General features: G+C 44.4%; 19 protein-coding genes. 14 read left to right on the plus strand and 5 right to left on the minus strand.

What is annotated here, in order from left to right; all coding sequences use genetic code 11:
* Window positions 1-211 (minus strand): transposase (locus H509_RS0104515; RefSeq protein ID WP_028544025.1); only part of this gene is annotated, 211 nt, incomplete at its 3' end.
* Window positions 212-750: 539 nt separating this feature from the next.
* A complete protein-coding gene (locus tag H509_RS0104520; protein WP_028544026.1) occupies window positions 751-2,004 on the minus strand; it encodes a LamG-like jellyroll fold domain-containing protein in 1,254 nt (417 codons plus the stop codon).
* Window positions 2,005-2,111: 107 nt separating this feature from the next.
* On the opposite strand from H509_RS0104520, the gene H509_RS0104525 reads away from it, so the two are divergent.
* The 6 genes from H509_RS0104525 (at window position 2,112) to H509_RS24270 (ending at window position 10,329) form a co-directional block, all read left to right on the plus strand.
* Window positions 2,112-4,013, plus strand: coding sequence for an NBR1-Ig-like domain-containing protein (locus H509_RS0104525; RefSeq protein WP_028544027.1), 1,902 nt, complete (start codon window positions 2,112-2,114; stop codon window positions 4,011-4,013).
* 597 nt (window positions 4,014-4,610) lie between these two features.
* Window positions 4,611-6,305, plus strand: coding sequence for an ABC transporter substrate-binding protein (locus H509_RS0104530; RefSeq protein ID WP_028544028.1), 1,695 nt, complete (start codon window positions 4,611-4,613; stop codon window positions 6,303-6,305).
* A 79-nt stretch (window positions 6,306-6,384) separates the two neighbouring features.
* Window positions 6,385-7,356 (plus strand): ABC transporter permease, encoded by a 972-nt coding sequence (locus H509_RS0104535; RefSeq protein ID WP_028544029.1) that lies wholly within the window; start codon window positions 6,385-6,387, stop codon window positions 7,354-7,356.
* Entirely contained in the window at window positions 7,353-8,345 is a 993-nt protein-coding gene (locus H509_RS0104540) for an ABC transporter permease (protein WP_028544030.1), read from the plus strand. Before H509_RS0104535 ends, H509_RS0104540 begins: the two co-directional genes overlap by 4 nt.
* Entirely contained in the window at window positions 8,312-9,334 is a 1,023-nt protein-coding gene (locus H509_RS0104545) for an ABC transporter ATP-binding protein (RefSeq protein ID WP_028544031.1), read from the plus strand. Before H509_RS0104540 ends, H509_RS0104545 begins: the two co-directional genes overlap by 34 nt.
* Entirely contained in the window at window positions 9,331-10,329 is a 999-nt protein-coding gene (locus H509_RS24270) for an ABC transporter ATP-binding protein (protein WP_036696264.1), read from the plus strand. The genes H509_RS0104545 and H509_RS24270 overlap by 4 nt, the downstream gene beginning before the upstream one ends.
* Window positions 10,330-10,551: 222 nt before the next feature.
* On the opposite strand, the gene H509_RS0104555 is transcribed toward H509_RS24270, so the two are convergent.
* Window positions 10,552-11,130, minus strand: a complete 579-nt coding sequence (locus H509_RS0104555; protein ID WP_028544032.1) for a helix-turn-helix domain-containing protein — start codon at window positions 11,128-11,130, stop codon at window positions 10,552-10,554.
* A 151-nt stretch (window positions 11,131-11,281) separates the two neighbouring features.
* Here H509_RS0104555 and H509_RS0104560 point away from each other — a divergent pair, with 151 nt between their 5' ends.
* The 3 genes from H509_RS0104560 (at window position 11,282) to H509_RS0104570 (ending at window position 12,778) form a co-directional block, all read left to right on the plus strand.
* Entirely contained in the window at window positions 11,282-11,992 is a 711-nt protein-coding gene (locus H509_RS0104560) for an AzlC family ABC transporter permease (protein WP_028544033.1), read from the plus strand.
* A complete protein-coding gene (locus tag H509_RS0104565) occupies window positions 11,989-12,306 on the plus strand; it encodes an AzlD domain-containing protein (protein ID WP_028544034.1) in 318 nt (105 codons plus the stop codon). The genes H509_RS0104560 and H509_RS0104565 overlap by 4 nt, the downstream gene beginning before the upstream one ends.
* A 205-nt stretch (window positions 12,307-12,511) precedes the next feature.
* Window positions 12,512-12,778, plus strand: a complete 267-nt coding sequence (locus H509_RS0104570; protein ID WP_028544035.1) for a YqkE family protein — start codon at window positions 12,512-12,514, stop codon at window positions 12,776-12,778.
* 73 nt (window positions 12,779-12,851) lie between these two features.
* Here the strand turns inward: H509_RS0104570 and H509_RS0104575 are convergent, their stop codons facing one another.
* Entirely contained in the window at window positions 12,852-13,193 is a 342-nt protein-coding gene (locus H509_RS0104575; protein WP_036696268.1) for a L,D-transpeptidase, read from the minus strand.
* Between the two features lie 183 nt (window positions 13,194-13,376).
* Between H509_RS0104575 and H509_RS0104580 the strand changes: the two genes are divergently transcribed.
* The 3 genes from H509_RS0104580 (at window position 13,377) to H509_RS0104590 (ending at window position 19,827) form a co-directional block, all read left to right on the plus strand.
* Window positions 13,377-14,213, plus strand: coding sequence for a DUF4097 family beta strand repeat-containing protein (locus tag H509_RS0104580; protein ID WP_028544037.1), 837 nt, complete (start codon window positions 13,377-13,379; stop codon window positions 14,211-14,213).
* A 544-nt stretch (window positions 14,214-14,757) separates the two neighbouring features.
* Window positions 14,758-18,693 carry a glycosyl hydrolase family 18 protein gene (locus H509_RS0104585; protein ID WP_028544038.1) on the plus strand — a complete coding sequence of 1,312 codons (3,936 nt, stop codon included), beginning with the start codon at window positions 14,758-14,760 and terminating at the stop codon, window positions 18,691-18,693.
* 195 nt (window positions 18,694-18,888) lie between these two features.
* On the plus strand, window positions 18,889-19,827 hold the full coding sequence (locus tag H509_RS0104590; RefSeq protein ID WP_028544039.1) for an RNA polymerase sigma-70 factor: 939 nt from the start codon (window positions 18,889-18,891) through the stop codon (window positions 19,825-19,827).
* Between the two features lie 128 nt (window positions 19,828-19,955).
* Here H509_RS0104590 and H509_RS0104595 read toward each other — a convergent pair whose 3' ends face one another.
* Window positions 19,956-20,771 carry a DUF1836 domain-containing protein gene (locus tag H509_RS0104595; RefSeq protein ID WP_028544040.1) on the minus strand — a complete coding sequence of 272 codons (816 nt, stop codon included), beginning with the start codon at window positions 20,769-20,771 and terminating at the stop codon, window positions 19,956-19,958.
* Between the two features lie 310 nt (window positions 20,772-21,081).
* Here H509_RS0104595 and H509_RS0104600 point away from each other — a divergent pair, with 310 nt between their 5' ends.
* Both H509_RS0104600 and H509_RS0104605 read left to right on the plus strand, forming a co-directional pair.
* The gene (locus tag H509_RS0104600; protein WP_028544041.1) at window positions 21,082-22,386 is read left to right on the plus strand and encodes a hemolysin family protein; all 1,305 of its coding nucleotides are present in this window, start codon (window positions 21,082-21,084) and stop codon (window positions 22,384-22,386) included.
* Window positions 22,387-22,519: 133 nt separating this feature from the next.
* On the plus strand, window positions 22,520-23,791 hold the full coding sequence (locus H509_RS0104605; RefSeq protein WP_051286815.1) for a GTP-binding protein: 1,272 nt from the start codon (window positions 22,520-22,522) through the stop codon (window positions 23,789-23,791).
* Window positions 23,792-24,070 lie beyond the last annotated feature (279 nt).

Consider the following 24,070-nt stretch of genomic DNA (forward strand, 5'->3'; position numbering starts at 1 on the left):
CATACTCCGTGTGAAGTGTACGCGTATATCCACCGTTACGCGAGTTTCCTGAGTTCACTCCAATGCGGTCATACTTCTCATAGTCAAGAAATGCAGTCAATTCGGTTTCTAATAAACGATTCATGGCTGCTTCTAGATGAGAACGAAAAACTTCAGTCACATCTTGCTTGGCGACTAGAGCTTGGACTAAATCTGATGTAAAATGATTCATAGGGAAGACCTCTTTTCTGTGAATTGTGTTGTGGTGACTTAATTCTACAAGAAAAGGTCTTCCTTTTTGCTATTTATCTATTTACACAAGATATTTTACGCTCTCCCGCATGAGGTTGTTACTTTGTGTGGTTTTTACAATTCTAATTATTAGTTTATTGATACATCTTCTATTAAAATGAATGGCTTATTGACTTGGATACGTATGTATCAAATAATCAAATAACCTATTACGACATGTTGACCCTCCAGGTTATTTTTATACCATATGATTGGTGGACGGATACATAATGGGGGAGCATTGTCAGTCGACGATGTTATTATCCAAAAAAATGAATATCAGTACGATTCGAATAATAGACTTAATTCAGCTTCGTTTCCTTATAGGTCTGAGATTACTTATACTTATGATGCCAATGGTAATATCGTGCGTAAAGAAGTGAAGTAACTGTTAGAAACCGCCCATAAACAAAAGGCCAATCATGAACGCTTCATTCATGATTGGCCTTAATGTCTAATGTTTTTCTCTCGCTGATTACTTTATGATAATCCCTCCTCGTTCATTTCAAAATCTACGTATTCAGCGGTCGTATTTGCTGTGAACATCTCGTTGTTCATTTCCGATTCTGTCAAGGCACGGCTCCAGATTTTTATTTGATACAAATTACCTTTAAATCGGTAATTCTTGTCGTGAATCCAGCCAGATACTACGGCACTGTCGGTTACTTTTGGAGCTGCCGCCTCCCCATACTTTGTAAGGCTTTGCTTTTTTCCGTTAATGTACAACTCACTATCGTACACATTGTCATTAGCAAAGATGGCTGTTACGTGTACCCATTTGTTCTTTAGAGGGTCACTAATTGTTGCATAAATATCGCCCTTGCCAGTATTAAAGCCAAATAAGCCGTCTATTAAATACAAAGTATAAGGAGAATCCCAACTAAACGGCATTTGCTCGGTTATCCCTTCCCATTTCATCCAAAATTGTACGGTAGTTTTACCAGCTCGTTCTTTATTAACAGGAAGATTGTCCAGCATGTATCTACTGTTCATTTTAAAGGCAAGCGATGCGCTAGGGGCATCAAATAGAACCCATTGACCTAAGAGGTGCCCTTTCTGAATGGGGGTGTCAGGCTTTTGCATATAAGTTAATATTTCACCTTTTGAGAGCTCTGTATTCCAAATTTGTAACTCCGAAAGATCTCCTCCGTAACGATACGTATCATTCCGTTCCCATCCGCCAATAAGTGCTTCTTGCGAAACGGATATCTTAGCATGTGTCCCATAAGATTGCAGCTTTTGCTCATTACCGTTTATGAAAACTTTGCTTTTTTTAACATCTCCATTGCTAAATACCGCTGTAACTAGTACCCACTTGTTTTCAATATTACTAACCGGGACACCATATAAGTCTCCATTGGAAGTATTAAATCCTAGAACTCCACTATTTAACCAAATATTATATCCTGAGTTCCAAGTAAATGGCATGACATCATCAACACCATTCCATTTCATCCAAAATTGAACGGTTGTCATTGCTCCCTCTTGTTGGCTGACTTTGGGAACCGAAATAGGAAGCTTTAAATCATGATTAAAAGTTTTATACGTTTGTGGCTGTGATGAATAACCGGACAAATCCTCATCTGCTTTGACAACCTTAATAAGATTACCATTGGCATCATACTTGTATTGATAGATTGGACTAGCGTAAGTAATAGAATTAGTCATTAATAATAGTGCTAGGGAAAATAGTAGTAAGCACCTTTTTCGTAATCTGAGCCAAAATTTTTTCACAGTTTGCTCCTCCTGAAATCAATTCGTAATTAGATAATATTACCTGTTACAACATAATAACATACTATATATTAAGATGAAGCACTATGAAAAAAGTAGGGGGATCTATGAGGAAAAAAAGAGTAGCAATGGTATTCATATTGAGTTTTATGCTCTTGATTACAGACTACACCGCTCATGCGACGGTATCTGCTAATACTTTGCATAATACATTTGAGAAAGATGTCAATGACAGCTTAGGGATGGTAGTTGAGCAACAAAGTGAGGTTGGAGGATACTTGTCAGGTTTACCACCTGAAGGGTCTACAGTACCAAGTCCGGATATGGGAGTCTATGCGAAGAATGGACAGTATTTTTACAGGATAGCAGGTACAGATAATAGCTCGATCAAAGATAGTTTTATATATTTTAAGTTATATGATGAGCTGGATCTTAGAATAGATCAGGGAATGGTTCTTAGTTATTGGATTTATCATCATGGTGGGCAGCAAAGTAAAAAAATCGCGATAGATCTCATATTTGACGATAATACGACCTTACGTGATTCCGGTGTAACAGACCAGAATGGACGTGGTGTTCATCCTGCATTTCGAAATATGCCGTTAAGCGAGTGGCATTTTGTGCAAATAAAGCTGGATACGTTCAGCGGCAAGAAGATAAAAAAGGTGTTAGTAGGATATGATGACCTCACAAATGATGAAGTAGGCTCCTTCCGAGCCTATTTAGATGATATTTATATTGGACCATCACAAGCGCTAGATGCCAAGATTTTGACTAGTCAGTTGCCTGACTTTCTATATGCAGGTGAAGAATATACCGCTAATATCACCGTTAAAAATGCGGGCTCTCAAGAATGGTCGGAATCAATGAGCGTTCGCTTAGGTGCTGTAGACGATGGAGATCCTTTTGCGCTAGGAAGGCATGTTATTCCTGCAGGGCACAAGATCAAGTACGGTGATACATATACCTTTACATTTCCCATGAAGGCACCAGATAAGCCGGGTGTGTATACGACGGATTGGCGTATGGTTCAAGATGGAGTAAGTTGGTTTGGGGATACGGTAACCAAGCAGGTAAAGGTACAGGAAAGAGAGGTTTTAAACGCCAAGATAACGACACATAAATTACCTGATGTCTTGTATGCAGGAGAAGAATATACGGCAAGCATTACTGTGGAAAATACGGGTACTCACGAGTGGTCAGAGTCTTCAAGCGTGCGCTTGGGTGCTGTGGACGATGGAGATCCTTTTGCGTTAGGTAGACATTTTATTCCTGCAGGACACAAGATCAAGTACGGGTCTACATATACCTTTACATTTCCCATGAAGGCACCAGATAAGCCTGGTGTATATACGACAGATTGGCGTATGGTTCAAGATGGAGTGAGTTGGTTTGGGGATACGGTGACCAAGCAGGTTAGGGTAAAAGAGAAAGTAAATGTAAACAAGGACAAATTAAGCACGTATTATTATGATTCCAATAACCAATTGGCGTATATAATATCGGCTAATCAGAAAAAAGAGTATGTATATGATGAATTAGGACGACTGCGCTCTGTATCTACAAGTCGTAATCTTATTCCTAATCACAGCTTTGAGCGGCCAGATTTATGGCGATTGTCTCCTCATATGAGATATGATTCATTAAAGTCGAGCGATGGCGGGAAGTCAATCAAGTTTGAGTCAGAACATGAAGTCATCGGTACCTCGTCAGATTCTGTGTTTATCCCAGTACTTTCTTCTCAAAAGTATGTCCTAAGTGCAAGCCTTTTTAACAGTTTAACGAAAGGCAGCTTTTACGTTGATATGTTAGAGCTGGATGAAAGCAATAATGTAGTTCTGGATCATGCAGGCTATTATTCGGGAGAACAGCATAAGTGGAATCATGGCACAGTAGCATTTGTGACAAATAGTAAAACCGTGCATGTGCTCGTACGAGTAGTTGCAGATAGCGGTGCAACTGGGACAGCATATGCGGACAATATTAAATTAGAGCGGGCGAAAAACTAGCGGATTAAGCTAGTTTTTTTGCGTTCGTATAACGAAGGAACTGATTTGACCACCCTTGCTGAGATAAAACCAACATACGCATAACATAAAAAGGAGTTCGTAGCGTCCTTCATAATCATACTATCCATGCTCATTTTCTCGTTAATATTTTACCAGTGTTACGCTCAAATCAAGCAAAGCGATGACGCTGTAAATTGTTTGCAGGAGGTGGATAGTACGCATTTTTTCTCTTCACGGAAGGCGGAATAAGCACGTTTTAGGAGATTTCAGCAAATTTTATGAATGCGCTTTCTCTAAGGCGAATATGTATCCATATCTTACGATTTAGCTTACTTGGACGCTAAGAACGTATCTACAGGGTGCATGCTGAAATGTGTCGAATGCTGCGCCAGTGCAAGGAGTTTCAGCTTTATGGAGCTGTAAAAAGAGAACTCGTAAAAATCTTCAAAATAATATGAATCATTTATAAATATTTTCCATCATTTTACTACCCGTACAATAGAGGAGGTGGTACAATGTTGAGGAAAATATAACCTTCACACAAAGTACAAATTTGAGAGGGGAAATAATGTGGTAAAAAAGAAGTGGACGTCCTTAATGCTGATTGTGGTACTTATTGGGAGCTTGTTATCCGCGTGCAGTAGTTCAAATTCAACTACGAACCCACCTAAGGAACAACCTAAGCCATCCGACACCAAGACCGAACCAGTAAAGGAAAATACGGCGCAGACACCGAAAGATGGAGGGGTCATTACGCTTGGCACCTTCTCAGACATTGTGACAGCGAATCCGCTATTTGCCAGCGACACTTCTTCAGGCGACGCCATTAACTTGATTTTTGCTAATCTGTACGATGTTGACCGTAAAGCCAATGTTGTAGCAGAGCCTTGGTCGCTAGCGGCAGAACTGCCGCAGATCAGTGAGGACTCCAAGACTTATACGATTAAATTAAAGCCGGAAGCCAAATGGAGTGACGGTCAACCGGTTACGGCTGATGACCTTATCTTTTCCATTAATACTACCCGCAACCCGGATGTTGGCTCACCAGGTATTAGCTCCTTCGATAAGGTAGACACTGTGACCAAAGTGGATGCCAATACGGTTCAAATCAAGCTGAAGCAAGTATATGCCCCATTCCTCTACTCCCTTAGACTCAGTCTTATCCCTAACCACATCTTGAAAGATGTTCCCGCAAAAGAACTCAAAAAGCATCCATTTGGTGCAGACCCAACGAAGACAGTAACCAACGGCCCGTGGAAATGGACCGAATGGAAACAGAAACAGTACTTAAGCTTTGATGCCGATCCAAGCTATTGGGGAGCTAAGAAACCTCATATTGCTAAGGTCGTGTACAAAATATACGCAGATCAAAATACGGAAGTCCAGGCATTGATCAAAGGTGACATTGATAGCGTCTCGGCTATTCCGGTTACACAGCTTGCCGCCGTTCAGAGCAAAGAAAATCTGAATGTCGTGCTTGCCCCAGGCCCATTGTACGAATACCTTGGCTTTAACTTTAAGGGCGAGAATTTCCCAGGTAACGTAAGCCTGTTTACAGGCGAGAAGACAAGGCAGGCAATCGCCTACGCGCTTAACCGTCAAGGTATGGTTGACAACATTTTAAAAGGAACCGGAAAGCTGATGAATTCCCCATTCCTGCCAGGCTCGTGGGCAGATCCTGGAGAAGCTGCCGTCAATTACAGCTATGATGCAGCACAAGCTAAGAAGCTGCTGGAAGAAGACGGCTGGAAAGCCGGTGCCGATGGAATTTTAACGAAGGATGGCAATCGCTTCTCCTTTGAGTTGCAATACAATACAGGCAACAATCGTCGTGAGCAAGTGGCAGCTGTTATTCAACAAAACCTAAAAGATGTAGGTATCGAGGTCAAGCCAAGAGGAATCGACTTCGCAGCATGGCAGGAACAGAACATTAATCCAGGGAAATATCAGGCTATTTTAGCCGCTTGGTCTTTGACAGATCCTGATCCGAACTCGGAAAGTATTTTCTCTTCAAAATATTTCCCTCCAGGACAAAATGCAGGCTGGTATAAAAACGATAAACTGGATCAATTGTGGGTGAAGGGGTACTCTGTCGTCGATCAGAATGAGCGTAAGAAAGTGTATCAGGAAATTGGCAAAGAAATTTCTACTAATCTTCCTTATGTATTTCTGTATCAATACGGAACACCGCAAGGCTTAGGTCCTAAAGTCAAATATGCAGAAGAAGATAAACCAGAACCTTCACTTGCATACGGTTATATGTTCCGCATTATCAACTGGTGGGTTGAATAAGGTCAACAACCATTAGACAACACCGGACGAGGGGAGGGGAGTAAACTCCCTCCCCTATATGGTTTAGGAGGATTATTTCATGACGGAATTCCTGATCCGCCGTGTATTACAGTCGCTGCTAGTTTTGTTTCTGATCTCGATTGTGACCTTTGGTCTCATCCATGCGGCCCCAGGGGGACCAACACAGATCTTTTTATCACCAGGTTTATCCCAAGAAGCGGGCAGAATTCAAGCACATAACCTGGGACTGGATCAGCCGGTATATATTCAATATGTACGATGGCTGGGCGGCATGCTGCAAGGAGATCTTGGACAGACGTTTAAGAACAATCTCCCCGTCTCGGAAATTCTCTGGCCCACTGTACAAAATACAGTCATTTTAATGGGAGTGGCCTGGCTGTTCGCGATGTTAATTGCAATTCCTTGGGGGATTTATAACAGTACGTCCGAATATGGAATCTCAGATCAGACAGCGTCGATGATTTCCTATATCGGGTTCGCTATGCCTGTATTTTGGTTTGGTATTATGCTCCAAGAACTGATATCTATCAAGTGGGATTTGCTTCCTTTGTCAGATATGTACACGATGGGAAAAGAAGGAGACATGGGCGACCTCTTTATGCATTTGGTTCTTCCTGTTTCCGTACTGACATTGGGATTTTTGGCCTCTTATGTAAAATACTCCCGCACAAGCATGTTGGAGGTACTAGATCAGGACTACATTCGTACGGCGCGAGCGAAAGGTATGAAGGAAAGAAGAGTCGTGTTCCGTCATGCGTTGCGAAATGCGATGATACCGATTATTACGATTTTAGGGCTGGATTTACCTATTCTAGTAGCGGGTGCTGCCATTACAGAAAGTGTATTTAACTGGCCAGGCATGGGACGGCTTTTTATTGAGATGGCAGTAGCACGGGAATACTCGGTATTAATGGCCATTACGGTCATAACAGCCGTTATCGTTGTTGTCGGTAATTTAATTGCAGATATTTTGTACGCTATCGTAGACCCTCGTGTACAGATAGGTCGTAAAGGGGGCGTGTCGTCATGAGCGTGGCCAACCTCAAAGAAATTCAGCCTGAGCCAGGACACGACACAGATCTTCAACCAATCCTTCCACTTCCTCCCTCTGAGAAACCAATTGGCTTGTGGCATATGGCATTTAAGAAATTTATGAGCAATCCGTTTGCGGTGTCAGGGTTAGTTGTTGTGCTATTTTTTGTAATCGTTGCGGTATTTGCCCGTGTTATCGCCCCTTATGATCCGGCTGCCATCGATTTATTAAACGCGAATTTGCCAGCAGGCAGTCCTAACCATCTGTTTGGAACGGATGAACTAGGACGAGACATTTTGACACGTTTGATCTACAGCAGTCAAGTATCTCTATTAGTTGGATTTTCTGTGGCGCTAATTTCTGTCGTGATTGGCACGATAATTGGATCGGTTTCAGGCTATTTTGGGGGCTTCGTTGACACATTTTTTATGCGTATCGTAGATGTGATGAATTCCATTCCAACTTTGTTTCTAAATATTTTGGTACTTTCTATTTTTGGCTCTAAGTTCAGTTATATGATCCTCATTATGGGATTTACAAGTTGGATGGGCTCTGCACGACTCGTCCGTGGTACGTTCCTGCAGCTGCGGGAAATGCAATATGTCGAGGCAGCGAGAGCAATCGGCGTATCCAGTTGGTCTATTATTGGAAGGCATTTGCTCCGAAATTCAACAGCTCCTATTATTGTTAACGCTACGTTAATGGTAGGGGGAGCAATATTAGCGGAGTCGGGCTTGTCTTATTTAGGTTTAGGTGTCCAGCTACCGGATACGAGTTGGGGACTTATGTTAAGTAATGCGCAGCAATTTATGTTAGTAGATCCAATGCAAGCGCTTTATCCAGGGCTTTGTATTTTTCTAGTCGTTCTGGCTGTTAACTTTATCGGGGATGGGATTCGCGACGCATTCGACCCGCGTAAGAAAGTGAAAATTCCACGCAGGAGGTTACAGCAATGGCGGGAAAGCTTCTTGAAATCCAAAATTTAACGACGGGATTTGTCACAGAGAAAGGGATTGCCAAAGCCACAGACCGCATATCATTAAGCGTGGAAAAGGGCAAAACCCTCTGCATCGTAGGCGAATCCGGCAGCGGCAAGAGTGTTGCCTCGTTATCTATTATGCGGCTGGTCGATTATGCCGGCGGCACGATCTTTGAAGGCAGCATTCGTTTTAATGGAGATGATTTGGCTGCCAAATCACAGAAGGATATGATTAATATTCGCGGTGAGCATATTGCGATGATATTTCAAGATCCGATGTCTGCGCTTAATCCTGTCTTTACGATTGGTGATCAGATCGCGGAAAGTCTTCAATTGCATCAGCGAATTAGTCGCCCAGAGGCTTGGCGGCAAGCGATTGATATGCTGCAAATGGTCGGAATACCGGACCCGGAGCTGCGGGCTAAGCAGTATCCGCATGAAATGTCAGGCGGAATGCGGCAGCGGGTCGTAATTGCGATGGCGTTGGTGTGCAAGCCTGCGCTGCTTATTGCCGATGAGCCTACGACAGCACTTGATGTAACGGTGCAAGCGCAAATTCTTGAACTGCTGCGACGTTTACAGGATGAGCTAGGAATGGCGATAGTGCTTATTACCCACGATATGGGGGTAGCAGCAGAGATGGCAGACCGGATTGCGGTCATGTACGCAGGGAAGATTGTGGAAGAGGGAACCGTATTGGATATTTTTGATCACCCGTCACATCCTTATACGATTGGATTGCTTAATTCCATCCCAGGATTAGAGGGCACACGAGGTGAGGAGTTGTATACGATCCCAGGAACGATACCTAGCATTAATAATCTACCAGCAGGCTGCCGCTTTAACCCTCGCTGTGTAAAGGCGGAAGACAGATGTCGTCACCAAGAGCCGGGATTAAATGAATATCGAACCGATCATCATGTTGCCTGTTGGCTGTATAGCTCTGAGGGAGCAAGGAACACAGCTGGTTCCGCGTCGGAGGTGAACCACTTATGACACAGCAGCCACTTATCGATGTCCGTAATCTTAAAAAATATTTTCCCATCAAGACAGGACTGTTTAATCGGGTAGTCGGTCATGTAAAGGCGGTAGACGATGTTACCTTTGGTATTCATCAAGGGGAAACCTTTGGACTTGTTGGCGAATCCGGCTGTGGGAAGTCAACGCTCGGGCGAGCCATTTTGCAGCTGCAAAAGCCGACGAGCGGGGAAGTTTTGTTCGACGGGCGTAGTGTTCAGCAAATGAATGCAAAGCAATTACGTCATTTGCGACAGGATATGCAAATTATTTTCCAAGATCCGTTCGGGTCACTTAATCCACGGTTTCATATTCGAGATATTATTGGAGAGCCCTTACGTGTTCATCAACAAGTATCGGCTGCGGAAATTGATAAACGAGTCGTGGAACTGATGGAGCTTGTTGGTCTGGATGCAACAAGACGTAATCGTTATCCGCATGAGTTCTCAGGCGGACAGCGGCAGCGTATCGGTATCGCCCGGGCCATCGCGTTGAATCCACGCTTTATTGTAGCAGATGAAGCGGTGTCAGCATTAGATGTGTCCGTCCAGTCGCAAGTATTAAATTTATTAATGAAGCTCCAAAAGGAACTCGGATTAACGTTCCTCTTTATTGCGCATGGACTAAATGTGGTCCGTCATATATCAGACCGCATTGGCGTGATGTATTTAGGCAGGCTCGTAGAAGTTGGGCGCACGGAGGAACTGTTTGCTAATCCGCGGCATCCTTATACCGCGGCACTGTTATCCGCGATCCCGCGTCCTTCTCCGCATCGGAAGCAGGAGCGGATTGTACTGCAAGGAGATGTTCCCTCTCCTGCCAATCCGCCGGCAGGTTGCCGCTTCCATCCGCGCTGTATTTATGCGCAGGACAAGTGTCGCGTCCTATCACCAGAACTTGTTACGTTGGCATCAGAACACCAAGTTGCTTGCCACTATCCATTGGAGGCACTTTCACATTCAGAAGTTATTTAATTGCGGGCTAGCATCCAGATGTGCAGGCCTAAGATTAGGCTGAGATATCAAGTAACATGTACTAGGTAATAAGTAATGTGTAAATGTGTATTAGGTGTTAAGAGGAAGGTGTCACGTAATTAGAAATAACAAACAAGCCTTTGGAGGATCAGTAGTGATCGTCCAAAGGCTTGTTGTATGAATCGGGCTGCAAGCAGTTAAGCTGAAACATTGGTCAGTGAATTAGATGGACGTCTTTGTAGTGGTGACGTTTGAATACAAAATCGCAACGGATATTTCGCACACCTCGTTTGTGTTGTTTTGATACACGTGCCCCGCATCAGCCGAGAAGGAAATCGCATCTCCCTTCTCTAACGTACTGGTCTCCGGCCCGATCTCCAGTGTGAGCGTACCTGAAAACACCGTTATGGACTCAATGACACCAAGCCCATGCGGTTCAGAAACGTAAGCGCACCCAGGTAATAGGCGCGCACGGAAGGTCTCCATTGAAATACCAGGCGCCGCATAAGTATTATGAGCTTCAAAGCGCTTGTTGTCCTCTCGAAACTGGGGCTGATCGTCTGCACGCACAACTTTTAATGAAGGATTTTCAAGAATAAACGCCGTCAATGGAACCTGTAGTCCAGATGCAATCTTCCAAAGTGTGGCTACCGTCGGGTTGGAGGTGCCGCGCTCGATTTGTCCTAGCATTGGCTTACTTACTCCAGTGAGCTCAGCTAGATCATCGAGTGTCATGTTTAGCTGTTGACGATAGTGGCGGAGCCGCTTGCCAATTCGATCTGAAATAAGGTCTTTTTCCATAATTACCTCCATTAAATGACGATATGATTAATAATAAACAGACACCTCAAAAAATGATTATATTTAGTCAATAAAATGGGTTGACCGTTCCTTTAAGTATGCTATATTATATCTTGGCAGTTATTATAGCATATCAAGGGAGAAGTTACGGATGGCGGGCTATGTATCATCTAGAATAACAAAAGATGTCCCCTCGCGAAAAGGGTTTGTGAAGGCGTCTTTTGATGTGTTTCCGCTTGCACTCAGCGTATTTACGTATGGGCTGGCATTTGGAGCGCTTGCAAACAATGCTAATCATTTCACGTTATGGGAAACGGTTGCAATGTCAATGTTTGTGTTTTCCGGAGCAGGACAATTTACCATCTTGTCTTTGCTTCAGCAGGATGCTACGTTATGGGCGATTGCCATCAGTACGTTTCTAATAAATGCCCGATATGTTATTTATGGCTTGTCGTTAGGTCGGGATTTAGATGATTGCCGGCGGGGACATCTGTTATGGATGTCACATATTATTACAGATGAGAGCTATAGTGTAGGCACGATACAAGCACAGGAGAGTAAGCTTAGCGTAAGTTACTTTGCTGGGGCAGGCATTATTGTGTTTCTGTCATGGATATTAAGCTCAGTTGCAGGGTATCAGCTAGGTGGCTTGATTCAAGACCCGACGCGATATGGTCTTGACTTTGCCTTTACGGCTGCTTTCCTTGGCCTCTTGATTGCGCTGTTGAAGCAGCGCAGCCACTACCTGGCTGCGGCATTAGCGGTTATTGCATCAGTAGTGGCATACCAATGGGTTGGCACATCTGGCGCTGTATTTGCCGGAGCTGTTGCTGCGTTTGTAGTAGGGGTGAAATCGAAATGATATCCTCAACCTTATTAGTAGTCATTTGTGTAGCCGCTGCTGCTACCTATTTGACCCGATACCCAAGCTTTGCGCTTAGTCGCTATATCAAGATGTCACCTGACATCGAAAGAGGTTTCCGTTACGTACCCATCGGCGTGTTTGCCGCGCTAGTTGCGCCTTCTATCTTTTACCATCCTACAGTTGACGGCAAAATAGAATGGGCATTTTACATTGCTGTGCTGGTAGCTGCGGTTACTTCGTGGCTTGCGAAGAGTCCGTTGTGGGCGATGGTGACAGGTGTACTGATTATCGCCTTACTACGTATGTTATAGGTATAAATTCGAAATAACTAGTTGCTTTTATAAATAAGATAACCTTGGTCAGCGTGAGCTGCCAAGGTTTTTTTTGCTGGCGTGCAACCCTCCGCCCAAGCTGTTGGTTATCGCTTGACCCTGCAAGAAGCTAAAAATCTGCACCTTCCGATTGCAGTCTATATGCTGATATAATAAATAGAGATGAATTGAGGTGATCTTCAAAATGGCAAAAGCTAATAATAAGCGTCCTGCCCCATATGCAAAGTCTGTTTCGGAAGAGAAGCCGGCCACACTTAAAGACTTGCTCCGTCCCGAAGTGTTAGACAAGTTAAAGGCGCAGTCTGAAGAACTTAAGGCAACAGCGGCGAAGCAGAAGGATGACGAGCGGAAGCGACTGGAAGAAGTCCGCAAAGCAGAGCAAAAGCAGCTAGACAACAACTTCGAATATTTGCTCAATAACAGCAGTATGGACTGGCGCAAGCATAAGTAAGCTGCCGCATGCTAGTACGAAGAAGGGGTTGCCTGCTATGCGTCTCTACTTTGTAGGTGACCCCATCTGGCTGTCAGGGGCGAATCGTAACGCGGGTCCCGACGGGGACGATGCTCGCCAACTGCAATACGTCAGAATTGTACATGCGGATACACCCGTGAGACACCAGTTGTCCGATGGAAGAAGGATCATTGGTACCGTGGATGCCGTAATGAGGCTTCGATAATCCCATCCAAAATGCACCAAAAGGTCCGCCTGGATTTGGCTGCTTGTTAATAATGACATAATCGCCTACAGGGGTTGACGTCACCATCCTGCCAATGCCTACTGGAAAACCACGGATCACAATGTTATTGTCCAGCAAATATAACCTTCGATCGGATAAATCCACAATAATGCGGTAATTCGGCGGCATACAGGTCACTCCTTTAATTGCAGTGTATGTGAGCGGGAGTATCTCGGTTTAGGCGGATGGTCTTTACCATAGGATAAGAAATTATCCCATCTTCTATTGTCAGATGAGGATGAAGGGGATAAACATCATGCGGTCGTCTTATGCTTGATCCTTGAAATAAGGAAAATCAAATGGGAGAGGGGGATGAAATTGACCCGTGTTTTTAAGAAAATAGGTCATTTCATTTTGCTAGCTGTTATCGTGCTTAGTTTGTCCTCCTGTAATGGTATTCCGTTGTTAAACAGCACCGCTGTTGATGTGCAAATGAATGCCAAGGTTACAAACGTTAACACGGTGTCCATCCAGGCGTTTAGTGCCAATATAAAGGTTGCGGCCACGAACGTGGAGGAAGCAAAGGTTCATCTTACTGGGAACATAAGTGGAGATGAGAAGGAATTAGAACAGCTGCTTCATGTAGATGCTGAAGGGACGAGTCTAAATATTCAGATGCAGCATTCAAACGGCTTATTAGTTACCGCTAACGATCTTATGCTGGATATTGAGCTACCAAGTCGTCACTACGCACAATTATCTGTTCAGACCTCTTCGGGTAATATTGACTTGCAGCGACTGGAAGTCGATCACTTAAATACGCGTGCATCCTCAGGAAACATCAAGATTGAGCAGTTTGAAGGGGAGAAGTTCAAAGCAGAGTCAAGTTCCGGTAATATTGAAGTGGATAAGTTGGCCGCGGATGCATCTATCCAAGCCTCTTCAGGAAATATAAGTGTCGATTTAGAAAAGGTCGGTAAACCGTTGACAGCGGAGACGACTTCAGGCAATGTGACGATTACGGTGCCTAAAGACGCTAAGGCGAGAGTGAAGGCGGATACCAAATGGGATAAGATGCAAATAGACGCTCCATTTACAATTACAAGTCAAGATAAGCGACACGTTGAAGGTATTTTGAACAATGCGTCAGCTGATGACGCTTCATTTTACGTAAAAACGACATCTGGAAAATTTAGCCTCAAGCAATAAATTTATCATTACATATTAATGATGTCAGGGATAGATTCTCATCGAATAACCTTTCTGTAAAGCATCGTTTCGGTGCATAGAAGAAAGGTTTTTTGACGTGGTGTCAAAAATCGGGAACTGGATAAAGTTACCCCTGTTTATAAAATGTTATCCCTTTCACTGTAGCGGATATTCATTGAAAATAAAAGTATAAACGGCCGCCTAGCGTCTACTCATCGCACGCCCCCCAGCTCATACATCTAGGTGGTGTCTCCCTTTTACCAAGTATGCATGACTCTAGCACAAACATTTATGTAATCGCTTACAACGGCTTGTCCCGACGACTCCCTTTTTATATATTTTCAAGTCTGATGCTAATCAGCCCGTTTGCTTGACGAACTGCGTTAACAGGTTTGTCGGAGTGAACAGGCTGCTGCATATAAGCGGCGAACTCTTTTGCCGCCCAATCAACCTAGGAGGTGATGTGGACTTACACTACTTTATTTTGTTGTTGTTCCAAAAGGAACGACAACGTGTATTACAACTACAAAGGAGGAATTTAATGATGTATGCTCCAACGGCCTTGATTCGTAAATCTGCCGTTACGTTACTCGCTTTTGCCATGATGTTATCTGTATTGGTTGCTTCTTTTGTCCCTGCACAGACGGTGTCTGCTGCTTCGTCTTACAAGGTTATCGGTTATTATCCTTCTTGGGGAGCGTATGGTCGGAATTATCAAGTGAGTTCTATTGATACGACTAAAGTAACACATATCAACTACGCTTTTGCAGACATTTGCTGGAATGGGCGTCACGGCAATCCAGATCCTACAAGTCCAAATACGCAAACGTGGGCTTGCCAAGATGCTAACGGCAATATTAACGTACCAAACGGGACAATTGTGCTCGGTGATCCGTGGATAGATGTGCAGAAGAGCTTTCCTGGAGATAAATGGGATGAGCCTGTCCGCGGTAACATTAAACAATTAAATTTACTCAAGCAAGCCAATCCGAACTTGAAGACGATTATTTCTGTAGGCGGCTGGTCATGGTCAAACAGGTTCTCTGATGTAGCGGCAACCGCTGCGACACGAGAGGTGTTTGCTAACTCGGCTGTTAACTTCATACGGACATACAATTTTGACGGGGTAGATCTCGATTGGGAATATCCTGTTGGGGGAGGCTTGATTGGCAACAGCGCTCGTCCTGAGGATAAACAAAATTATACGTTGCTGCTGCAGACAATTCGGGAAAAACTGAACGCCGCAGGAACAGCTGATGGCAAGCAGTATTTGCTTACGATCGCTTCTGGTGCTAGCCCAACCTATGCAAGTAATACAGAACTTGGGCAGATTGCCAATGCTGTAGATTGGATTAACATTATGACTTATGACTTTAATGGCGGATGGCAAAAGATGAGTGGACATAACGCGCCGCTTTATTATGATCCGCAGGCCACAGCAGCCGGTTTGCCTAATGCGCAAACTTTTAACGTAGTAGAAGGGGTTCAAGGACATTTGAATGCAGGTGTTCCTGCAAGTAAGATTGTGCTTGGCATGCCCCTATACGGTCGCGGGATGGGCGGATGTACGGATGCAGCGAACGGCCAATATCAACAATGTACGGGCGCTGCGCAGGTAGGCACATGGGAGAAGGGATCGTTTGATTTCTACGATCTTGAGGCGAACTATATTAACAAAAATGGATATGTACGTTATTGGAACGATGCTTCGAAAGTTCCATACTTGTACAATAAATCAAATAAAACTTATATTTCATATGATGATGTGGAGTCATTTGGATACAAAGTTAGCTTCCTGAAGTCGAAAGGCCTTGGTGGAGCGATGATTTGGGATTTAAGTGGCGATCGGAATAAGACGCTGCAAAATAAATTAGTTAACGACTTGGGTGGAGGTGGAACGCCACCAGACGTGACCCCGCCAACGGCACCAAGCAACGTAACAGTTGTATCCAAGACGGCAACTAGCGTTAACTTGAGCTGGACGGCCTCGACAGACAATGTAGGTGTAACCGGTTATACAGTCACCTATGGCACCAATACAGTAAACGTCACAGGAGCTAGCGCCGCCATAACAGGATTAAGCGCAAATACTGCATATACATTTGCAATTGCAGCGAAGGATGTGGCAGGCAACGTGTCGCCGGCAGCAACGATACAAGTCACTACTGACAGTGGAAGTGTGCCTGATGTGACCCCACCAACGGCACCAAGCAACGTAACAGTTGTATCCAAGACGGCGACTAGCGTCAACTTGAGCTGGACGGCCTCGACAGACAATGTAGGTGTAATCGGTTATACAGTCGCCTATGGCACCAATACAGTAAACGTCACAGGAGCTAGCGCCGCCCTAACAGGATTAAGCGCAAATACTGCATATACATTTGCAATTGCAGCGAAGGATGCGGCGGGCAACGTGTCGCCGGCAGCAACGATACAAGTCACTACGGATGCAAACAGTGGCGGTGTATGTGCGCCTGCGTGGGATGCAGCAGCTGTATACACAGGTGGCAATCGCGTAACTTACAGCGGTAAAGTGTATGAAGCAAAATGGTGGACGAAAGGTGATCGTCCAGATCAAGGCGGAGACTGGGGTGTGTGGAAGCTAATCGGTCCATGCAGTTCGACGCCAGCGCTCATTGAGCCTACGGAACAGTTAGAAGCAACAGGAGCAGCAATAGTTGGAGGAGCGGGCATTTCGCCCGCTTTTCTGTCCCTTTCAAGCAAATCCGCACTAGCAGAGCCAGTTACAGCTGCGCTGCCAGCCGACAAAAAAGTGCTTGTCGGCTACTGGCACAACTTTGATAACGGCTCCGGATTTATCCGTCTGCGTGATGTCTCGCCTAATTTTGATGTAATAAACGTTTCCTTTGCTGAGCCAGTGAGTGGTCCATCGGGAGGGACGATAGGCTTCACGCCATACAACTACACAGTGTCGGATTTCAAAGCTGACGTGAAATATTTGCAAGCACAAGGCAAAAAGGTGTTGATCTCCATTGGTGGTGCAAATGGTCAAGTACAGCTTGTTTCAGAACAAGCCAAAAATAATTTTGTAACTTCAATGACAAATATTATAACTACGTATGGTTTTGATGGTCTTGATATCGACTTCGAAGGTCATTCTTTATATTTGAATGTAGGGGATAAAGATTTTCGAAGCCCGACTACACCAGTCATTACGAATTTGATTGCAGCTGTACGAAGCTTGCACAGTCACTTTGGGGATTCCTTTATGGTGACGATGGCACCTGAGACGTTTTTTGTTCAAGTAGGTCACAGTTTCTATGGTGGCAATGGAAATGGGATCGATAGCCGAGCAGGCGCATACTTACCCGTTATTTATGGATTGCGTGATGTATTAGATTGGCTGCAAGTCCAGCATTATAATTCTGGGCCGATTACGGCATTAGACGGCACCTACTACAATATGGGGGATGCGGACTTCCACGTAGCAATGGCTGATATGGTATTAAGTGGCTTTACAGTTGCCAACAACCCAAATTTGGTTTTTCCGGCACTGCGGCAGGATCAGGTGGTCATCGGTCTTCCGGCAAACGTTAACGCAGGCGGCGGCTATACGAGTGTAGCGGAAGTACAAAAGGCGATGAATTATTTGATGAAGGGCCAATCTTTTAATGGGCGTTATAAGCTGGCTAATCCAACTGGATATGCGGGCGTCCGGGGATTAATGACGTGGTCAATTAATTGGGATAAATTTAATAATTTTGAGTTTTCCACCAAACACCGCATTTATCTCGACAGCTATCAGACAGGTCCAGATACACAACCACCATCGATGCCGGCTAATCTTCAGGCAAATGGAGTAACCTCAAATAGTGTTAAGTTGGTGTGGAGTGCATCAACGGATAACGTAGGTGTTATCGCTTATGATGTGTATCAGGGGGGCGTTAAGACAGCAACGGTTACCGGAACGACGTATCAAGCGATGGGATTAACCGCAGCTACGACCTACTCCTTCCACGTTAGAGCAAGAGATTTGGCGGGCAATGTATCTTCTGCAAGTCAGGCTATTCAGGTGACAACCCTTGTGGACAACGGTGATGACGTCATCCCACCTACGATGCCTGGCAACGTGCAAGTTACAGCAAAATCGGCAACAAGCATAACGTTAAGCTGGACACCGTCCACGGATAACGTTGCAGTTGTTGAATATTTGGTGAGTTATGGAGCAAATACAATGAGTGTAACAACACCATCGGCTATGACCATAGGACTGACTCCTAATACGTTGTATTCGTTCTCCATAACAGCAAAAGATCAAGCCGGAAATGTTTCTCCCGCAGCAGCGATCCAAGTGACAACTGATGCTGCGAGTGGTACGGCAGCCTGGAAGGCAGGTACAGCGTATAAAACCAACGATGAGGTGACTTACAACAACGCGGTATATGTTTGCGTACAAGGGCATACTTCCTTGCAAGGTTGGGAACCTGCCAATGTACCCGCGTTATGGAGAAAGAAATAATGAGTATGAAGCCCGGGTTATGCCGGGCTATTTGTATAGTTGTTTACATTATCTATCTACAGTTTGTCACAAAGTCGGATGTCTAACCGTCTTCTTAACGAATTATAATTGAAGTGATAGAGGACGGCTGCACGATATTTTAATAAGCAGTTGTTTCTTTTGCAGGCAAAATGTGGAGCAGGAGGACCTCGTGCGATGGGAGCAGATACAACATCTCCAGAGTGGATTTACGGTACATATAAGACGCTATTGTTTTCAATTGCCTATCGGATGCTTGGCTCAGTAACAGATGCGGAGGATATGGTACAAGATACATTTCTTTCTTGGAATGAGAAACGTCCGGCGCAAATTAAGGATGTAAAAAGTTATTTGTGTAAGATGGTCACCAATCGTTGTCTGGATCGTTTGCGGTCTGCAAGCAGAAAACGAGAAAGTTATGTCGGACAATGGATTCCGGAGCCGCTTCTTGACACGATAGATATGAATGAGCCCTCGAATCAAATGACACATAAAGAATCTTTGTCAACTGCTTATTTGCTGCTGCTTCAGCAATTATCAGGTGTGGAACGTGCAGTATTTGTGCTGCGCGAAGTGCTGATGTTTGATTACGATCAAATTGCTGAAGTCGTTAACAAAACACCAACTAATTGCAGACAGATTTTCCATCGGGCAAAGCGTGCTGTTCAGATGATGCCCGCGCAGCTTGATCAGGAGCAACAACCATTTTCTACTAATATCGAAAATGAGTCTCCATTGATCGCTCCTGTCAGCAGCACATCGAATACTGTCGAGCAATTTATCCACGCCCTAACTGCGGGTAATGTCACGACCAGTGTAAGCCTGCTCGCATCAGATGCTGTTCTCATGAGCGATGGCGGCGGCAAAGTTAGAGCTGCGCTCCAACCGATATTAGGCGCAGATCGGATTTCCCGCTTTCTGGCTGGTCTTCTTACTAAAATGCCGACAGATTTGATCTCTACAACAGCCAATGTAAATGGTGAATTAGGAATGGTGCTGTATATGAACAAGCAGCCACTAGGTGTTGTCTCGTTTGCTGCCGCAAGCGATCGTATCAGAGGAATATACATCGTCATAAATCCTGATAAATTAACGCACGTTCATCCTTTGTGTTAGCGTTGAACCGAAACAGGCAGCCGCATCTTACATGGCGGCTGCCTGTTTGTTCAACTCGGCTATTATTCCCGCTGAGCCGAATGGATGGTTTAATGCTTGACGGGCTCCCTGAACAGTTGGGATTGTCGTCAAGTAGAGGTGAAATGATCAGGCTGAGCTAGCATCATCGTATGCAAGTATCGCTTGGCTAGATGCTGGAAGTACGTCGTCTGCACGGAAGTAATAGCGATCACCAGCGCATTTCGAATCAGGATGCGATGTTTGTCCTGAATTTGGGCACACTTTGTCATATATTCATCTGTTTTTTTGACGATAATAAGTTCAAGTACATCGTCATGATGAAGCCGTAGCGGGTCATGACCGTGAACGTCCAGTACCTGATCATTATTTTGATCAAGCTCCTCATACAAAGAAGAGTAGATCTGGTAAAAAGTTAACGGACGAATGGGGTATTCCCCATCCTGATCCTGCTGCTCGAACAATACGGATAAAAGCTGCCGTATCGCATCGAAGCTGAGCGTTGCTCGCAAATCCTCTACAATAAGGATGATAGCTGCTTGCTGCAAGTCATACTTTTTACCAACGCGTGGAGAACAGATCAATTCTTTGATGTCCCGTTTCACCCAATTTTGTATGGAAGTAATGGAGAAGCTCGTATATTCAACCTGATTGCCCAGTGACACGATCTCATTTAGCGAAAGTCCCTCGGTATGAAGATTGCTTCGAATCAATTTCTCTAATATGATAGGCAGCTTGGACGGCATCATCGTCATACTTGCGGTATCAGTGCCTTTGAATTGCTGGTATCGACGCCACACTTCTTGGAGGATAAGGAGTGGGCTTTTGCCACTAATAGCGGACTCGGCTGATTCTCCTGAGTGAGAGCGGTACAAAAATTGAAGCAGTGCGGACATTTGTTTCCGCGTTAGCATAAAGGACTCCATTGCTTGCCTCCTTCGACGCATATACATAACGTGTGTGATATATGATTAACGGTAGCACTAGGCGAGTGTACAATCAAGTTTGCTTGTCATACCTGCTAAGAACTGCCCTTACATCATACAAAGACGACTAATCGCAAGTCAAAGGGAAATACAAAGCATGCCGACCGCTTAAAGATTGAATAACAACCGCTACGGGTTAATTATGACTTAATATGAACCGATTCAGACGTTGTGATTCTGTAGATAAGTTCATATAATAAGTTCAAATGAACTTAAAAATAGCTATCTCAAAGGAGAGAATCATTTAACAATGGAAGTTCCCACCCTAGAATTTATTCTTATCGCTGTATTAATTGCAATGACTGCGTTTTTCGTAGCAGCCGAGTTTGCCATCGTTAAGGTACGAACAAGTCGTATCGACCAGCTAGTGCTAGAAGGTAAGGCTAACGCATTAGCCGCCAAAAAGGTTATTAGCAATTTGGATGGCTACTTGTCCGCCTGTCAGCTTGGCATTACGATTACAGCACTTGGTTTAGGATGGTTGGGTGAGCCTACCGTTGAAAAGCTGCTCCATCCGTTGTTTGAAATTGCTGGTTTCCCGGAGCAGATCAACAAAGTATTGTCGTTTATTGTCGCGTTTGTTTTAATAACGTTTCTACACGTGGTGGTTGGTGAATTGGCACCGAAGACAGCCGCTATCCAGAAATCAGAGCAAGTGACATTGCTTTTTGCCAAGCCGCTTATTCTGTTCCACAAGATCATGTATCCGTTTATTTGGATGCTGAACGGCTCTGCCAATGCGATTACACGAATGTTCGGTATGAAGCCTGCTAGTGAACATGAAGAAGCCCATTCAGAGGAAGAGTTGCAAATTATTTTAAGTGAGAGCTTTGAAAGCGGTAAGATTAACAATACGGAGTATGGTTATGTAAGCCGCATATTTGCATTTGACGACTTGTTGGCTAAAGAAATTATGGTTCCTCGAACCGATATGATTGCACTGGACGCTGATCTAACGGTCGATGAAAATATGAGCGTTATGAAGCAAGAAGAATATACACGTTATCCCGTTATTAAAGAGGATAAAGATAACGTCATTGGAATGGTTAATACGAAGCAGATGTTCCTTGATTACAAGATCATTGCAAACGTTCCGGTTGAGCAATTGGTTCAACCGATTATGACGGTGTCAGAAGCGATGCCTGTCAAGAAGCTGCTGCGCAAGATGCAGTTGGAACGTGCGCATATGGCGATTCTCGTTGATGAATACGGGGGAACATCGGGCATGATTACGATAGAAGATATATTGGAAGAGATCGTTGGCGAGATTCGAGACGAATTTGATGCGGAAGAGCGCGCTGAAGTAGAGCGAGTAGCAGAAGGTCATTATCGTGTAGATGGGAAAGTATTATTGTCTGAAGTGAATGATTTGTTAGGCACCCATCTTGAAAGTGCTGATTTCGACACCATTGCCGGATGGTTGTATGATCGTTTCCCAGATGGAAAGCGTGGCAGCAAGATAACGGTTGAGGGTGTAGAATTTACGATCTTGGAAAAGGAAAGACATCGAATCCGTAAGGTTGAGCTCAAGCGAGCGACGGAGGGTATGGAGTAACTGAAGTTGATAAGGAGCCTGTCCCCATTGGGGGCAGGTTTTTTTGTGCTCTGCTTGACATTTGTTGGGGAGATGGATAGAATGCTCTTATGTGTTTAATCGTAATAATTACGAATAAAACTTAGGAGAAAGGATGATCAGATTGAGTACAGGTGAATGGGAAGCGGGAGAAGGCTATGAGCCGATTCCAGTTACGGTGTTATGCGGCTATCTAGGTTCTGGTAAGACGACCGTGCTTAACCATATCCTTCAGCAGCGAGGCGGGATGCGTGTTGCTGTCATTGTAAATGATATGAGCGAAGTGAATATCGATGCAAAGCTAATTCAATCAGGCTCCGCTTTGTCACGTACAGACGAGAAGCTGATTGAATTATCCAATGGCTGCATCTGCTGTACGCTTCGTGACGATCTGCTTCAAGAAGTGAATAGATTAACCGCGGAAGGCAGATTTGACGCAATCGTAATTGAGTCAACAGGAGTAGGGGAACCTATTCCGATCGCACAGACATTTACGTATCAAGATGACAATTTAAAAATTAACTTATCTGAGCGTTGTCGATTGGATACGATGGTAACGGTAGTAGATGCTTATCGCTTCTGGCATGATTTCTCATCTGGTGATAGTCTACTGGCGCGCCAGCAAGCAGTCGGTCATGAAGATGAGCGTGATGTCGTGGATTTGCTTATCGATCAAATTGAATTTTGTGACGTGCTGCTGCTAAACAAGTGTGACATGGTGCAAATGGAAGAACTGGATCAGTTGGAGCAGCTTATGCGTAAGCTGCAACCAAGGGCGCGAATTATTCGTACCGTTCAAGGTCAAGTGGATGTGAAAGATATAGTCCATACACATTTGTTTAATTTTGAGGCGGCTAGCAGCTCCCTTGGATGGATGAAAGAGTTGCAGCGTGAAGAGCATGTACCGGAAACAGAGGAATATGGGATTGGATCTATGGTATTCCGAAGTCGGCACCCATTCCACCCTGAGCGTTTAAGTATGCTCTTTGAGGAATGGCCAGAGGCGATTATACGTGCCAAAGGTATATTGTGGATTGCTTCGAGAAATGATATTGCAGCATCCATTAGTCAGGCGGGAGCCTCGATCCGCTTTGGTCCAGCGGGCTACTGGATGGCAGCATTACCTGACGAGGAACGACAGAGCTATCTGGATGCGGAGCCGGATTTGGCGGCAAGTTGGGACTCGCGTTGGGGAGATCGACTGACAGAGCTTGTCTGTATCGGCATCGACTTTGATCGTGAAGAGATGAAGAAGCGGCTGGCAGACTGTGTGCTGCGGGAAGATGAAGTTGAACTGGATTGGAGTTGTTTTCATGACCCGCTGCCATCTTGGGATCAGGCATTAGATCAAGTGGAGATACAAGAAATAGGTGCGGACATAAGGTAGGAAATGATTGACTAGGGGGCTGCTTTCAGACGTACTAGCGTATATAGGTAAGAGCGCTGACTGGGACATAGTTAGCGCTCTTTTTCGGTTCAGCCTATGCCTGAACCATCTGCCACTCGCCATTTTATGATTAGTGTCTACATTAAAAATGTACAAGGCTACAAATTCATTCACAATTGTTATCGTTAAATCTGGAATCTAACATATGTTCAAGAAGAGTATTATATGCTAAAGTAAATAACATGTTGTAAAAAGGAAATAACACCCAAAAGAAATGTG

Source organism: Paenibacillus taiwanensis DSM 18679 (assembly GCF_000425125.1).
Lineage (GTDB): Bacteria > Bacillota > Bacilli > Paenibacillales > Paenibacillaceae > Paenibacillus_B > Paenibacillus_B taiwanensis.